This is a genomic window from Bacillus sp. AFS073361 (assembly GCF_002567005.1).
Taxonomy (GTDB): Bacteria; Bacillota; Bacilli; order Bacillales; family Cytobacillaceae; genus Neobacillus.
Map to the genome: position 1 here is coordinate 109,114 of NZ_NUZU01000019.1, position 16,094 is coordinate 125,207.

Here is a 16,094-nt window from a genome sequence, read left to right on the forward strand (position 1 = left end):
GTAATGGAATGTCAATCAATACAGAAGGCACACCCAAAAAGGTGTGCCCTTTGTATTATCCTTGGTAATTTGTATACCAACCCGGCCTGCGGTTTGTATAAATACTTCCGTTTGGTGCATAGGAGAAGTGAATATTTTGTTCTTTAAGCTTTGTGATAAGCTCGTTTAGTTCCATATCACCTACGAGCCAAAAGGCGCCATAATGATCTCGTTGGTCTATAACTTCATATCCCAGGTTCTCTAAATATGCCTTTAAACCTGCTTCAGCGATGGTTAGGTGTTTCTGGTTAACCACTTCTTTTGTATCAGTTATTAGGGTTTCTACTTTAGTATGAACGGTAGATTGAATCAAATGGTCCTCTCCGGTAGCTTGAGTTATAGGTTGGTTTATTTCCTTTGATTTTTGGCCCAACTCAGCTTTATCTCCAGGAACATCCTGAACCTCATTTTTTCTTGTAAGCGAAATCGTCATTGTTTTTGGAGGTCTGTTTAAATCAATTTTTCCAGACGGTTCAATCTGATATTGCTTAAGAGTGTCCCATAGAGAATCGAGTGCTTTTTCAGGATTGTAATAATATTCACTTCCCCGAACTCTCCAAAATCTCCATCCACATCTTTCTAATATTCTCTGGCGATTCATATCATAGTCATATCGTTCAGGACCGTGCCAATAATCACCATCACATTCCACGGCAATTCGACCTTTAACTCCTTCAACGACTAAATCTATTCGATAACCAGCTACTTCAAATTGAGGGATTACACGATATCCCTTTGCTGTAATTTGATCATAAACAACGCGCTCAAAGTCACTTTCACATTTTTCTCGATTGGTAGTGTGAATTTCTCTCTCAGGATTCTCGCAATAGGAGATTAACTGATAGCGCATATCATCTTTATTTCTTAGGTCATTAACGGTCGGGGTATGGAAGAGCCATAACTGGTCTTTAGCCCGGCTAACAGCTACATTGAAACGACGTTTGTCTTTCTCGGTAGTGAGAGCTTTCATCGCTGTTTCACCAGGAGCAGCAACCATACTTAAAAACATAATATCCCTTTCGTCCCCTTGAAATGCATAAGCGTCTCCACAAATGAGGTTTCGTTTTTCCATTTCTTCAGGTCCAATTTCTTGTAGAAGCTTTTTTTCGATGAGCTGGGCCTGACCTTCATTTTGTAGACTAATCACACCCATCGATTTTCCCTTATAAAGAGGGTTCTCAATACAATCTTTAATTTCAGCTACGACTGCCTCTGCTTCTGGTCTGTTAACTACCTTTTGACCAGAGCCCTCTCGGTGTCCATTAGGGATGTGCCTAGTCTTAATTGGCTCCAATCGATTTGGCGGGTATTCCCTTAAAGGAATTAATGGTGTATGGGTATAACTAATTCGGTTAGAAAATTGTATAATCTCTGGCATGCAGCGGAAATGTTCACGAAGTGTAATTCGTCCGCCAAATAACACATTCGCCAAATCGAAAAATGAGTTTTCAATATCTAATAAATCGGCAAGCTTAAAGTCATATAAATATTGTTTTCGTAAAAATTGAATTTCTTCACGCTTGATTCCGACATATTCAGGACTGATTTGTTTATCATCCCCAACAACAATTAGTTTTTTGGCTATATATTGAAGAATGACAGCTTCAGGTCCTGATTGGCTTGCCTCATCAATAATTACTACATCAAAAAGGTTAGGTTTGATTTCGAATGTCTCAAAGATGCGATACAATGGCATAATCCAAGCCGGAATCGCGTCACGACAATACGACATATGATACTGGGCATCACGTAAATGAATGGGGGCGTTTTTCCCGGTTCCTTTACCAACTTTTCTCATGGAAGTTGTCCAGGCAAGCAAATGTTGCCGCTGCCCTTCTGTTAAAGTAGATAAAGTGGAATACCAGGCTTTAAATGCACCAAGTTCAGCCGTTATTTGCTTCATGAATCGATTATTTTCTTCCAGTTCCTTTTTCAGCGTGCTTTCACTCGTCTGTGAAAAATCGTGAAACCATTTGTCTACTTTGGCCCACTGCACCGCTTCCTCAAAGTGTTTAAACTTTTTTAGATATTCCTGAAAATCAAATTTGTGAGTAAGTTGAGAGTATAGCTTTGGCATTACTTTTTTTAGCTTGTGCATGTATATTTCACAACGTTCCAATTTTCGACTGTATTCATCTAGATTAGAGATGACAACACCAGCTGAAACATAACCAGCAATGTCTCTGGATTTAATAGCTTGAATCAGTGCTGGTGTAATGGGATGTTGCGAATTCAAATCAATTGAACTTTCGATATTATGGATTAACTTCATAAAAGAATGTTCTATTCCAGTTAATTCTTCCTTTATTTCAAGGAAATCCAGTTGGCTAAGAAGTAAAGTTACTTGATCAGTACTTAAATTATGTACTGAAACGATTCCTTTTTCATTTGTCTCTGTTATTTTTTCAATTAAATCCTGCATTGTAAAAAGAAGAGTGAATGGTTCTAGAATGTTTTGTAACTGTGCAATTTTCATGGTTCGAGACGTAGATACCTTGTCAATGGACGGGATATGAAGCTGCTCAGCAATCATTTGTTCAGCCTTTTTAATCGTTACATCCACTTTTACTGTTTCTTCTAAAAGTGTGATGGATTCTAGTTGATCACATTTACGACCATCAATTCGCACATCTTTGATGATATACCAAGCATCCTTGACCACCTTTGGACGCATTAATGGGACGCCAAACCCGTTGCCACTTACTAAATGTTGTTTTAACAAGGTGACATCCGAATTCAATTGGATTAATGGAACATTTCCTTGCCCGCTAATTTCAACAAGATTATGGATTTGTGCAAGGTCCTTGATTGAATCAACATACATCATGACTTGCTTATAAAATTCTTCCCAAGGAGGAAATTTCCCACCAAGCAGATCAAGTTTTGCTATGTTCACCCATTCTTCATTAAGTTCATCAATGGATACGAAGGATTGACGAAGATTCAGTAACAGCTTCTTTAGATTCGACCTTTGTCCCGCAGAGATATCCAAGAACAAATCTAAACCCTCCTGAATAGGTGGGTCGAACAGCTGTATTTGATTTTGTAAATCCATTTCTTTTTCTACTAGATTTTTAAATTCACTGACTTCAAGTAATAGGTCAGAAGCAGGTATAGATAATTGAATTTGTTCTTGGATATCCTTGTCTAGCTCGTTCAATAAAGCTACGAGTTCCAATGCTTCAGAATTGGTTAAGGGAAGGGGAGTGGTCATCTCCATTCGGTCCATTAACCAATGATATTTGGACTTTTCGCTGTTTAGCTTATTTGCAATGGTTTGAGCGGTCCCTTTATAACGTCCATCGAGAAAATTGTGTTCATAGGTTTCTTGTTCACGAATGGACCTTAGTTTTTGCTTGTAAAGGGCATCTTTTTCTTTTCTTATTTTTAGATCAGTGGAGAGATCATTGATTTTTTTTGATGTGATATCAGGGTTCCAGGAATCTCTTCTATTCGAAATGACTTGGACCACACTTTCTAAATCTTTAAAGGACTTTGAATCAGCACCAAGTAAACTGACACACAAAGCTTGTAATTCAACAGGAATTTTATCCTTTAAAACCTTTAAAGCACGGGGTGTTTGACTTGTGATTAAAACCCGCTTCCCAGTAGCTAATAAATGGGAAGTCAAGTTGGCAATGGTATGACTCTTACCTGTTCCTGGTGGTCCTTGAACAAGCACACCATTCCGTGTTTCTAAGTTTGTGACGATCCTTTGTTGTTCATCGTTTGCTTCTAAAGGAAAATAGATTTCAGAATCACTTAAGTCTGCTGTTTGAGATGAAGAACGAGATTCTCCATCCTGGTAATCATCTATTTCGTTGAAGATTCGCGCAATTCCAAGTGGAATATCCATTGTCCCGTTGCTAGTATTTTCTATGATCGTGCTGCAAGCCTGTTGGAACCCTTTTTCATTTCTCTTTCGTAAAATGAGGGCTGGACTAAAAGAAACAGCAGGGTCTTTTGAAGCATTGCGAACACTATGTAAAACATCTTCATCATAATGACCACTTGCAGACACCGATTGGACAAAAGAACGCAAAATGGTGTCTAATAATTCTTTGTTCCATAAATCTTCATGCAAAGTATTCATTTTTTCATTTATTGGTTCTAGCGCTTTATTATCTAGTCTATCTTCCAGTTCCAGCATATCCTGCTCGATTTCAGGTTTAATTCCTTCGGCAGGAGGTATAACACGAATCACTCCATTATTGGAGTCAAATTGGAAGGTACAAGGTACTGTTACTAGATGGCGGTGAACTTTATTAGCGTTAGTTGTCTGCCAATTCAACAATCCAACCCCAATGACTAGCTCGAATTGCTCGCCTAGTTTTTTTTGCTTTTGGTATATGGTAAATAGTTTTTCGTAAACTTCTTGGATTCTTTCAAAACGAATTGCTTCACTTTGCCATGGCTGCCATTTGTCCTTTATGTAAAGGTCAAAGTTACTTGTAATTTCAGGGTAATCTTTAAGGTGAAGATACTGTGGCTCTTCTGATTCCGCGTTCTCAGAATCAGGATTTGGTATCATTTCTCTTAGTTTCGGTTCGTTTTTTGGATTGTCAATTTTAATAGTGGTTTCAATCCAAGCTGATATTGATGCCGGTGGACAAGGAAAAATAGGTGTGGTTGGTTTTTTAACTTCCACCCATTTGTCTTTCACTCCAGTATGATTGATGGGGGATAAACACTCCGGTTCATCAGGAATATCCCCAATCCACAAGGTATTTTCATATTGCTGTAAATCGAGTATTAATGGTGCCTTTAATAATGAAAGCTCTTTTAAATAATGAAAGAGCCTTACTGTCCGTTCTTTATTTAACGAAGAAGAGTCCAAAGAAATTCATCCCTCCACTAAAATATCAATAAAATTACAATTTATTTTATGTTACGACATTAAATTATATCACTTAGGATTAGGTTTAGAAATGGCCAAAGTCACCTCTACTGTACATGGTTAGATGATTCTTCTATCTTTGACAACCGAAAGAGCTGATTCTAAAAGCGATGAATATTTCCTGTGCTAATAACAAGGGGAGGTTGAGCTTTGTGGTGATCCAACCTGAATAACTGGAAAGTACGTTGCATAAAGAATAAATGCGAAGAATGGTGGAGTTAAACCGTGTAGGTAAGAATGTTGATTTGATTTGATTTGATCACCTTGCCCACCTTCCAGACCTCGATTTGTATGATTCTCATCACACAATGATCGATACTTTTGTCGTATTCTTTATAGGTAGAGTGGCCATCATGGTTGATTGGTGTTGGCAAGAAGAGGGGGGTTTTCCGATGGAGGCTTCAAACATTCTATTGAGTGCTCCACTGCAAAAATTATTGGACGAGCATATGTTGCTCCGAGCAGATATGGATCTTATCTATGAGATCACAGAAGATATAGAATATGATTCGGGACCTGCTGTGGTTCAACTGTTTGAGGAATTGTACAATCGTGTTTCAGCTTTCAATTTTAAGTTGAAGACACATTCCAAACGTGAGGAAGAAGGGTTATTCCCAATGATTGCCCGCCATCTAGGAGAGAATGATAGAACAATCGAAGAGATGGAATCTGAACATGAGAAGGCAGATCAGCATTTAGAGGATTTTCTTACTGAAACTAAACAGGCAGGGTTGACCATTGATGTTAACGCTGCGGAATGGATTAACGTATACGCTGTCCAAGCACTTGCTACCTTAACACAACACTTCGCGAAGGAAGAGAAAGTGCTGTTTCCGTTGGCTGAAAACATACTGTCGGTTAACGAGAAGCAGGATCTTGAACGGCTGTTTCAGGTATGAAAGAATATCGGCCCAAGAACTTTCCATAAAATATAAAACACTCACAAATGCGTTTAATCAACGTTTGTGGGTGTTTTTTTATTACAAATTCATTTTTCCGAACATGCTCAAAAAATGTAGTTTTTAATAAAAAAATCTTTCTAAATATTCAAGAAATGAAGTATAATAAAAAACAATAAAGAAGTTCCTGCAACATTTATTAATAATGAAGTATTAACTGCACAATATGGAGGGCTTATGAAAAGTTTTGAAACGATTATTAAAGAAAAGTATGATACCTTATCACCTGGGCAAAAGAAAGTTGCCAAATATCTGATAGAGAAACTGGATGAATCTGCTTTTAGCACAGCGATGATGATTGGACGAAAGGTAGAAGTTAGTGAAACTACCGTCATTCGTCTCTCCTACGCATTGGGATTTAATGGTTTCAGTGAAATGCAGAATTACATTCAACAGCAGATCGTAAACAAAAGTTTGCATCCATTTAGTTCAGATCCGCAAGTAGAAAGGAAAGAGGAAGAGCACCCGTCTCTCTTTACAGAGATCCTGGAAAAGGAAATTCTTTCCCAACGGCAAACCAATCACCAACTGAATGAAACAGAATTATGGAAGGTTGTTAATGAATTAATCAATGCCGATCGAATCTTCATTTTGGGAATGGGTGCTTCCTATGCACCAGCACACTGGTTTTCATTTCAGCTCCATTCTCTTCGGGATCAAGTCACACTCTGCCCATCAACTGGAGAAATCTACGAGCGGTTGGGGGATTTAAGTGAGCGTTCTGTTTTATTTATTATCTCGTTTCCGCGCTATTCGAAGGAAACCCTGCATATTGCAGAGTGTGCCAAAAAACAGGGGATTCCATTAATTTGCGTGACCGATCGTTTTTTGTCTCCTATTGGTCGAATCGCTGACCTTACATTAACCACGGAGGAAGATTCAGAATCGGCTGCCCATTCTATTACACCAGCCATCCTATTGTTAGATTTTATCATTGCCGGGATGAAGGTGAAAGATTCTCATCGGATTCAAGCTCGGCAGCAGAAATTAGAGGAGCTTTACAGTAATTACCATGTATTTATTGAATGAAAACTTGTGAGGAGAGGAGAAATTTTATGAACCAGCTTATTCATTTTATTAATGAGCAGGAGCAAGCCATTTTTAAGACTTATGCTGACCTGCACCAATTGGCTGAACCTAGCTGGCAAGAACAAAAGACGTCCCAATATATTCAGGAAGAGTTATCAAAAGCGGGGATATCCTTTAAGACCTTCACTAGGCATTATGGAATTATTGCCGATATACCAGGTGAAGGTGACGAAATCGTTGCTTTACGCGCGGATTTGGATGCCTTATTACAAGAAGTAAAAGGAAAGGTCCAACCCAATCATTCCTGTGGGCACGATGCTCACAGCACCATGGTACTACATACTGCCTTGGCTTTTGCGGCTTGTAAACCAGAACGATCAAAGCCGGTTCGTTTCATTTTCCAACCAGCAGAGGAGAAAGGCGAAGGTGCACTACAAATGATCCGAGATGGAGCATTGGAAGGTGTCCATTACTTATTTGGTGTCCATCTTCGGCCCTGGATGGAAGTTCCGATGGGGAAAGCCGCTCCTGCCATTGTCCATAGTTCCTGTGCCACCATATACGGTGTTATTAAGGGAAAACAAGCCCATGCATCGCGGCCCCAGGATGGTATTAATTCGATCGAAGCCGCATCTTCCGTAATCCAAGCCTTGCAAAATATTCGACTAAGAAGCCCTGATTCTTATTCGATAAAAATGACGGGCTTACATGCTGGAGGAAATTCCTCCAATGTCATTCCTGAAACGGCAAATTTTATATTAGATTTACGGGCAGCGACAAATGAAGCGATGGAAGAGCTGCAGTCCAGAGCATTCGATTTGCTAGAGAAAGTAGGTGCTCTTACTGGGACAAGAATAAACGCCACTGTGGAAGAATTTGTTCCAGCCGCAAGATTAAACAAAGATGCGATTAAGATGGCAAAGGAGGCTGCGGCCTTTGTCATGGGAGAAGAAAATGTGGTGGACAACTGTATTTCACAAGGGGGTGAAGATTTTCATTTCTATACCCTTCAAAATCCGGAAATAAAGGCGACCATGATTGGACTTGGCTGTGACTTGCGTCCTGGTCTTCATCACCCGGAGATGGAGTTTAATCAAGAAGCGCTCCTCTATGGAACCAAAATATTATCAAGTCTAGTTTATAAGGCTTCTTTAAATAATCATAAAAATAAACAGTAATGGGGGATAATGATGAAAAAGTTTATGGTTGGTTTGGGTATAGCGTGTCTAGTCCTGATCATGGCTGCGTGCGGTGGGAGCAAGGATGCTAGCAGTTCAGCCCAAGGAGATACACTAAAGTCGATTAAGGATAAGGGAGAAATAAAGATTGCCCTTGAAGGAGCGTACCCTCCATATAACTACATTAATAAAAGCAATGAGTTAGAAGGATTTGACGTGGATATTGCTCAAGAAGTGGCAAGAAGACTTGGTGTGAAAGCGATTTTAGTTTCAAACCCATGGGATAGTATGATCCCTGCATTAACGGGGAAAAAGTTTGATATTATCATTTCAGATATGGCGATTACCGAGGAAAGAAAGAAGAAAGTATCGTTTAGCGACCCTTATTTTACCACTGGTAATCAGTTATTTGTTCCAAAAGATTCTTCGATAAAAGACCCAAAAGGCATGAAAGGGAAAAAGATTGGGGTAACGATCTCAACTACAGCAGCAGAAGAGGTAACCAAGCTTGGGGCCGATGTGAAACTGTATAAGAATGATTTTCTTGCTTTTGAAGACTTAGTAAATGGTCGTCTTGATGGTGTTTCAACAGACCAAGGCGTCGGTGCCAAAATTATCCTCGATCAAAATTATAGTTTAGTAGCCATTGACGGACTATTAAATACTGAATTAGCGGGCATGACGATCCGTAAAGAAGATAATGATTTCCGTAAAGAAATCAATAAGGTGATCGCTGAAATGCAAAAAGACGGTAAATATGAAGAAATTAGTAAAAAATGGTTTGGAAAAGACATCCGATAAGGAGCGAAAGATATGTTAGATTTTTCTCTTGTAACTGAATACATTCCATTTTTACTTAAGGCATCAATCATGACCCTTGAAATCTCGATTCTTTCCTTAATACTTGGGTTAGTGATGGGAATTATTATTGTAATCCTGAAGATTTCAAAGTTTAAGATTTTGTCATTGTTCGCCGACTTTTATATTTGGGTCCTTAGGGGAACCCCGCTGTTGGTGCAACTATTTCTTGTATACTTCGGCCTTCCGCAAATCGGGATTGAACTAAATCCCTTTACCGCGTCAGTGCTGGCGTTAGGAATAAATGCCGGTGCCTATATTGCTGAAATTCTAAGAGGAGGAATCTTGTCCATCCCAAAAGGGCAGATGGAAGCGGCTCAGTCACTTGGACTGAGTTATCCCACAATTATGAGAAGAATTATTCTCCCGCAGGCATTAAGAGTAAGCATCCCTGCGATTGGAAATGAATCTATCACACTATTAAAAGATTCTTCGCTTGCGTCGCTTGTTACCGTATCAGAATTGATGATGACTTCACAAAGATTTGCATCAACGAATTATGCATTTATTGAATTCTATATTACAGCGGCCGTTCTATACTTAGTCATGACCACGATATTCTCGTTTTTCTTAAGAAAAGTAGAATTTAAGTTGTCAATCAGCGAACGATAGTGAAAGGAGGACCTAATGTGTCAAATCATGTGAAAGATCATCTTCATCCTATTATTGAAATTGAAAAAGTCCATAAAAGTTTCCATCAGCTGGAAGTCTTAAAAGGGATTAATTTACAGGTGTATCCTGGCGAGGTTGTTGCTCTGATTGGGTCAAGCGGTTCGGGTAAAAGTACGCTCCTCCGCTGTCTGAACGGGCTTGAGACCCTGTCTTCTGGTCGAATTACGATTGATGGAATGGAATTAAACTATTCGCCGCGAAGTATTCAACAAATTAGACGGGAAGTGGGCATGGTATTTCAACAATTTAACCTATTCCCGCACCTTACCGTCTTACAAAATATTATAGAGGCACCTATTCAGGCGTTAAAGAAGTCTAAAGCAGAAGCCGTCGAACAGGCTTTAGTCCTCCTCGAAAGAGTCGGTCTTAAAGATAAAAAGGATGTATACCCAAGGAAGCTTTCCGGAGGTCAGCAGCAGCGGGTCGCGATTGCACGGGCGATGGCGATGAATCCGAAAATTATGCTCTTTGATGAACCGACTTCTGCGTTAGACCCAGAACTAGTTAGTGAGGTACTTAATGTTATGAAGGGGTTAGCTGAAGAAGGAATGACGATGCTGATCGTGACTCACGAGATGAAGTTTGCTAGAGAGGTAGCTGATCGAGTGATTTATATGTGTGACGGTGTCATCGAGGAACAAGGACCGCCACTTCAACTATTCAGCAATCCAAATAGTGATCGTTTAAAAAGTTTTCTTAAAAGTGTCATCTAAACAATTTTCAGGAGGAGCGTTACTCAAGATGGATTTATTAGAACCGATTACGATACGTATGTTACATACGGCAGAGGAATTGACAGCCGTGAGAGATTTAGAAAGTCTTATTTGGGCGGATGAAGATCCGGTCCCAGTGAATCATAGCATTGCCGTTGTAAAAAATGGCGGGCTGGTGATTGGCGCTTTTTCTGGCGTACGATTAATTGGATTTCAATATAGCTTTCCTGGATTTGATGGGACAACCATCTATCTTTGCTCACACAGTATGGGCATTCACCCAGATTTTCAAAAAATGGGCATCGGTGAAAAGTTAAAATTAAGGCAGCGAGAAGAAGCTCGAAATAAGGGCTACCGATTAATTGTTTGGACATATGATCCATTAGAAACGGTTAATGGATATCTTAATTTAAGCAAATTAGGTGGAGTTTGTACGGAGTATATTGAAAATTGTTACGGTGAAATGCCTGACGTTCTGAATGCAGGTTTACCATCTGATCGTTTTTTAGTGGAATGGGACATTGCTGGGGAAACGTCGAAGCCAAGGGAAGATTCTGCTAAAGGCGAAGAAGTGCCCCTTTTGATTCAAGTGGAAGTGGATGCTCAGGGCTTCCCGGTTCCAAAAGCTGTGTTGCTTGATCACGAATGGAATGTGAATGTCCTTTATGTACCTGTTCCGAATCAATTTCAAACCATTAAAGCGAATGATTTAGAAACTGGATTGGATTGGCGACTGAAAACGCGCGAGGTTTTTACCTATTATTTAAGTAAAGGGTGGACGGTAACGGCATTACGAAAGAGTAATCTTCCTTACCTTCATCACTATGTATTAACGAAGAAACATACTTAAAACGAAGTGAGGGATAGCTAGAATGGAAATACAACGAATCGTATTACGACATATGAAAATGGATCTTTTACACCCTTTTACAACAGCGGTTGGAACGGAATATGATAAAGATTTTATTTTAGTGGAAGTCCTAACGAAGGATGGCATTTCGGGATGGGCGGAATCCGTTGCTGCGATAGATGCCACATATAAGGAAGAGACAGTCAAAACCAATTGGCATATGATGGAGGATTTTTTGATTCCCCTTCTTCTGAAAGAGCCAATTTCACATCCGGATGAGGTTTCCGAACGGTTCCATCATATTCGAGGAAATTACATGGCGAAGGCTGCTCTGGAAGGGGCGATCTGGGATGCCTATGCTAAACAGCAGGGAGTAAGTCTTGCTTCCGCTCTTGGAGGAAAGTTAGAAAAGATTGAAGTTGGTGTCAGTATTGGGATTCAGGATACGGTCGAAGAACTATTGAGTTTAATAGAAGCTAGTCTGCAAGAGGGATATAAGCGCATCAAGGTAAAAATTCAACCAGGATGGGATGTAAATATTTTAAAAGAGATACGTAAACGGTACCCAGATATTCCATTGATGGCTGACGCAAACACCGCTTATACACTAGATGATCTCGATACTCTTAAGGCAATGGACCAATTCAACTTAACCATGATTGAGCAGCCATTAGGATTTGATGATATCATCGACCACGCTCAGTTGCAAGCGCAAATAGAGACTCCAATTTGTCTCGATGAAAGTATCCATAGTGTCGAAGATGTAAGAAAGGCGATTCAACTGGGAAGTTGTAAAATAATAAACATAAAGATCGGCCGTGTCGGAGGCCTAACCGAGTCCAAACGGATCCATGATTTATGCGAGGCAAATGGAATTCCCGTCTGGTGTGGAGGAATGCTAGAGTCTGGGGTCGGCAGGGCGCATAATATTGCGATCACAAGCTTGTCTAATTTTACACTTCCAGGTGATACAGCAGCCTCAGCCCATTACTGGAAGGAAGATATTATCGATCCTGAGGTAATCGTTGAAGATGGGATGATTACCATTCCCAAACTTCCGGGTATCGGATATGAACCAAATCGCGACAGGATTGAAAAGTACACCCTGTATAGCCGTACTTTCCGTTCATAACTTAGGATATCGAAATAATTCCTATATAAAAAATGAAAAATAACAAAAATGCCAGTCCCCCTCATTTGGTAACCAAGCGAGGGGAACTGGCATTTACTTTTTAATAAACTTTATCACCGTTAAAGATGGAATTCTTTACGATAACATAGTCGACTGTCCGGATGTCTTTTAACTTGTTGCCTCCGGCATAGGAAATAGCGGACTGAAGATCCTGTTCCATTTCGATCAATGTATCGATTAAACGGCCCTTGTGTTCGACGTACATTTTTTTACCTTCAACATTTTTACGTTCGCCTTTTTGGAATTCCGAAGCGGAACCGAAGTATTCTTTCACACACTTTCCGTCCTTCTCAATTGTTTCCCCAGGAGATTCTTCATGACCAGCAAATAAAGAACCGATCATGACCATGGATGCTCCAAATCGAACAGATTTCGCGATATCACCGTGTGTACGAATGCCGCCGTCAGCGATTATTGGTTTGCTTGCCGCTTTAGCACACCATCTTAGAGCAGCTAATTGCCAGCCGCCTGTTCCAAAACCAGTCTTTATTTTCGTGATACAAACCTTACCAGGTCCAATTCCAACTTTCGTCGCATCTGCACCGGCATGCTCTAATTCTCTAACAGCTTCAGGAGTTCCGACATTTCCGGCAATGACAAAGCTAGTAGGTAAGTGTTTCTTAATATGCTTTATCATTTTAATCACGGAGTTGGAATGGCCATGGGCGATATCAATGGTAATAAATTCAGGGGTTAGCTTTTCATCGGCCAGCTGGTTGATGAAATCGTATTCTCCCTCTTTTACACCGACACTAATGGATGCGATCAGTCCACGTCCTTGCATGTCTTTGATGAAGGAAATCCGCTTTTCAGGCTGGAAACGGTGCATAATATAGAAGTAACCATTCTCCGCAAAGAAAATCGCAAGCTTTTCATCTATAATCGTCTGCATATTTGCAGGTACAACTGGCAATTTAAATGTATGTCCACCAAATGTGACACTCGTATCACACTCAGATCGACTGTTAACGATAGATTTAGCAGGAATCAGTTGAATATCTTCATAATCAAATACATTATCCATTAATTACACTCCCAAACACGAATATTCTATTAAAATTAAATCCCATTGTTCGTACATATGTTAATTTACAGTATATTTGTTATTTTGTCAAAACAAATAAGAATTATGTGGAAAAAAATAAAGTGCCTAGTTTCCACTANNTAGTGGAAACTAGGCACTTTGTTATTAAATAAATGCACCAGAATTCACAAAAAAGATATCACTAAGATGATCACCAACGGTACCAAGACAATAAGATAACCAATCGGGTTGCCAAAATTGAGTGTCCAGCCAACACCAAATCGTTTTTCAACAAAGATCGAAGGATCTTTTCGGTTGAAATAAAATAGGCCGCCTTTCCAATGGGCATCTTCGTCAAAATCGGTTATTCCCTCTTCAGCTTCATCCATGCCGAGTTTATCTGATCGTCCTACTTTTACAGCAAAGGCAATGGTTCCCGCTAACGCAATGACAAGGAAAAGGATGGGTGCTGCTGCCATGGTAATTCCAGCAAATAAATCAGGATGAATCGTTTTTAATTGAAAGAAACTAAACATAACCGTCAGTAAGAAACTAATGATAAACATAAACCAGCTTGAATTTTTCCGTAAAGTGAATTGACGCATGCGCGAAGCGCTGGTATTAGTGGCGCTTAATTTAATGCCGGATTTCTTCGTCCCAATATGAATGCCTAAAAACATGAACTGCATAATTAAAAATGTTAGCGGCATTAAGATTGCGGACATAGGCGTTTTTTCTGTAAAGGCATCAGCTTCACCGTTTATTCCCCAGTGAGTTGGAATCTGCTTCGGCAGCAAGTCGTATTGGAGAATAGTGTATCCGATGACCCCGACTGTAATTACGATTGGCAGTAAATAAACATACCAAGGAAGCATTTCATCCTGGGAACGAACGGATAAATCAGTGATTTTTACTTGTTTTAGACCCTCACCCCAGTTGTTGTTCCTTTTTAATTGAAGAGTTTTTCCATGATAGAAAAAATAGAGGGTAAGACTGTAAAGAATGATGCCAAATTGGATGACCGTTCCGACCAGCACAGTTTGTTCTTCAGAAGGGTTATTTAATAGTGCCCACAGAAGATAGCCGGCTAAAACCACAAATGAAAGAAGGGAAACCAATAGTGCATATCCCTTTTTATAAGTGGTAAGCGCTTCGTTCTTTAGGTATTTTTCTGGGACGGTGACCCCGAATATAACGGTCCGTTTGACTAAAAACGGAACGGCTGTTTGGATACCCACTAAAATAATCGCAATGATAAGAAAAATGGCCAAAGTCATAGATTTTCTCCTCCTTGTTAGATGAGATTTTTATTGCTATTTCTTAAATCTTCAATAATAGAAGTGACAAGTTCCTGAATTTGCGCATGGGACATTCCCACAACAAGAGATTCTGCGATAAGAGGTTTAAAAGCCTCTTTCAATTTATCTCTTGAGGATGCGTTGAAATCTTTTGGAGACGAGATCACCGCTCCAGATTTAGGAGCGATGCGGATAATTCCTTTTTTCTCTAATAAGTGATAGCTTTTATTAACGGTATGCATGTTGACGCCAAGGTCAGCTGCAAATGCCCTCACAGACGGCAGGGAGTCACCTGGCTGTATGGATCCTCTAGCGATTCCTTCAATTATTTGATTGGTGATTTGTTGGTAAATGGGAATATCGGAATCAGGTTCAATTCGAATAATCATGTTCTTTCCCTCCAATCTGTTCTATATATATTATAACAAATCTGTTCTATTATATCTATAACAATGTGCATTATCGTCTAAAAAGGAGCTCTGTCTTCCTGTCACCATACGCTTAATAGTGAGATATCCTAGATTTAGCTATATAAAAAATGCACAGGGCTCAATTATGCTCTGTGCTTCTTTAACATTCTTTCCTGTTAAACTATTAAAAAAAGTTCACCAGGCGAACAATAACAGTCACTGTTCGCAAAAGGAATTTGCAAAGGAGGTATTACAAAATCTCGGACTATAACCATCATTGACTTTTGCTTGATGAAGATGGATTTTCATTTTGACCTTGATCACTTATATCGGAATCTTGAATCACCGTAATAATCAGGGAATGACTAGGTGAAAAATCGCCCATTGAAAAATTAGCACCAAATAATTTTAAGTTTGCAGTATGGCTATTGTGTAAGGTTCTTCCTATATTAATGCTTGCATTTTGTGCCATCCCGTTTACGTGCAGATTGAAAATATTAATTTGATTAGACATAAGAGCCTCCAATTAAATGTAGGTTTAGAGTGTTATATAAAGTATGTTAAAAAAGCATTAAAGAAATGGACAAACATGGAATTTAAAATATAAAGTGTTTATCTTATCTCTTCAAATCAATTCTGTTGGGCGAATATACAGGACCTATCTATGGAAAACAATTTTCACTAAAGTTATTAGAGTATAAAACTTTTAAAAACTTCTTTTATGTTTAAACTTTTTTGCAAAAAGAAGTTGACTTACATGCCGGTTATTTGTTATATTATTATTCGTCGCTGAGGCGGCCGAGTTTATTTTAAAAAGAATTTGACTTCTGCGAGGCGAAGTGTTAAAATTAATTTCGCTGTCGCTAATTAAAGTGATATATTGTTCTTTGAAAACTAAACAAACAAAATCGTGCAAACAAACAATATTAATCGTGTTTCTTCTATTAATATAGTAAGAACATGAGCCAACGTAAC

The 16,094-nt window shown here is 39.2% G+C and carries 13 protein-coding genes; 8 read left to right on the forward strand and 5 right to left on the reverse strand.

Features of this window, described 5'->3' with window-relative positions; all coding sequences use genetic code 11:
• Positions 1 to 55: 55 nt before the first annotated feature.
• On the reverse strand, positions 56 to 4,876 hold the full coding sequence (locus tag COJ96_RS11660) for an AAA domain-containing protein (RefSeq protein WP_098573273.1): 4,821 nt from the start codon (positions 4,874 to 4,876) through the stop codon (positions 56 to 58).
• Positions 4,877 to 5,328: 452 nt separating this feature from the next.
• Here COJ96_RS11660 and COJ96_RS11665 point away from each other — a divergent pair, with 452 nt between their 5' ends.
• From COJ96_RS11665 to menC, 8 genes are all read left to right on the forward strand, one after another.
• A complete protein-coding gene (locus COJ96_RS11665) occupies positions 5,329 to 5,835 on the forward strand; it encodes a hemerythrin domain-containing protein (protein ID WP_180230083.1) in 507 nt (168 codons plus the stop codon).
• Between the two features lie 237 nt (positions 5,836 to 6,072).
• Positions 6,073 to 6,924 carry a MurR/RpiR family transcriptional regulator gene (locus COJ96_RS11670; protein ID WP_098573279.1) on the forward strand — a complete coding sequence of 284 codons (852 nt, stop codon included), beginning with the start codon at positions 6,073 to 6,075 and terminating at the stop codon, positions 6,922 to 6,924.
• 26 nt (positions 6,925 to 6,950) lie between these two features.
• On the forward strand, positions 6,951 to 8,102 hold the full coding sequence (locus COJ96_RS11675) for an amidohydrolase (protein ID WP_098573282.1): 1,152 nt from the start codon (positions 6,951 to 6,953) through the stop codon (positions 8,100 to 8,102).
• 12 nt (positions 8,103 to 8,114) lie between these two features.
• Entirely contained in the window at positions 8,115 to 8,903 is a 789-nt protein-coding gene (locus tag COJ96_RS11680; protein ID WP_180230084.1) for a transporter substrate-binding domain-containing protein, read from the forward strand.
• A gap of 12 nt (positions 8,904 to 8,915) precedes the next feature.
• Positions 8,916 to 9,572, forward strand: a complete 657-nt coding sequence (locus COJ96_RS11685; RefSeq protein WP_098573288.1) for an amino acid ABC transporter permease — start codon at positions 8,916 to 8,918, stop codon at positions 9,570 to 9,572.
• Positions 9,573 to 9,622: 50 nt separating this feature from the next.
• Positions 9,623 to 10,345 carry an amino acid ABC transporter ATP-binding protein gene (locus COJ96_RS11690; RefSeq protein ID WP_098573330.1) on the forward strand — a complete coding sequence of 241 codons (723 nt, stop codon included), beginning with the start codon at positions 9,623 to 9,625 and terminating at the stop codon, positions 10,343 to 10,345.
• A gap of 28 nt (positions 10,346 to 10,373) precedes the next feature.
• On the forward strand, positions 10,374 to 11,195 hold the full coding sequence (locus tag COJ96_RS11695; protein WP_098573291.1) for a GNAT family N-acetyltransferase: 822 nt from the start codon (positions 10,374 to 10,376) through the stop codon (positions 11,193 to 11,195).
• A gap of 22 nt (positions 11,196 to 11,217) precedes the next feature.
• A complete protein-coding gene (menC, locus tag COJ96_RS11700) occupies positions 11,218 to 12,327 on the forward strand; it encodes an o-succinylbenzoate synthase (RefSeq protein WP_098573294.1) in 1,110 nt (369 codons plus the stop codon).
• 100 nt (positions 12,328 to 12,427) lie between these two features.
• Here the strand turns inward: menC and guaC are convergent, their stop codons facing one another.
• The 4 genes from guaC to COJ96_RS11720 form a co-directional block, all read right to left on the reverse strand.
• Positions 12,428 to 13,411, reverse strand: a complete 984-nt coding sequence (gene guaC, locus COJ96_RS11705; RefSeq protein WP_098573297.1) for a GMP reductase — start codon at positions 13,409 to 13,411, stop codon at positions 12,428 to 12,430.
• 185 nt (positions 13,412 to 13,596) lie between these two features.
• The gene (locus COJ96_RS11710) at positions 13,597 to 14,688 is read right to left on the reverse strand and encodes a DUF1648 domain-containing protein (RefSeq protein ID WP_098573302.1); all 1,092 of its coding nucleotides are present in this window, start codon (positions 14,686 to 14,688) and stop codon (positions 13,597 to 13,599) included.
• Between the two features lie 17 nt (positions 14,689 to 14,705).
• Complete coding sequence (locus COJ96_RS11715) at positions 14,706 to 15,098, reverse strand: GntR family transcriptional regulator (protein WP_098573305.1); 393 nt, start codon at positions 15,096 to 15,098, stop codon at positions 14,706 to 14,708.
• Positions 15,099 to 15,393: 295 nt separating this feature from the next.
• Positions 15,394 to 15,633, reverse strand: a complete 240-nt coding sequence (locus COJ96_RS11720; protein WP_098573310.1) for a spore germination protein — start codon at positions 15,631 to 15,633, stop codon at positions 15,394 to 15,396.
• Positions 15,634 to 16,094: the final 461 nt, after the last annotated feature.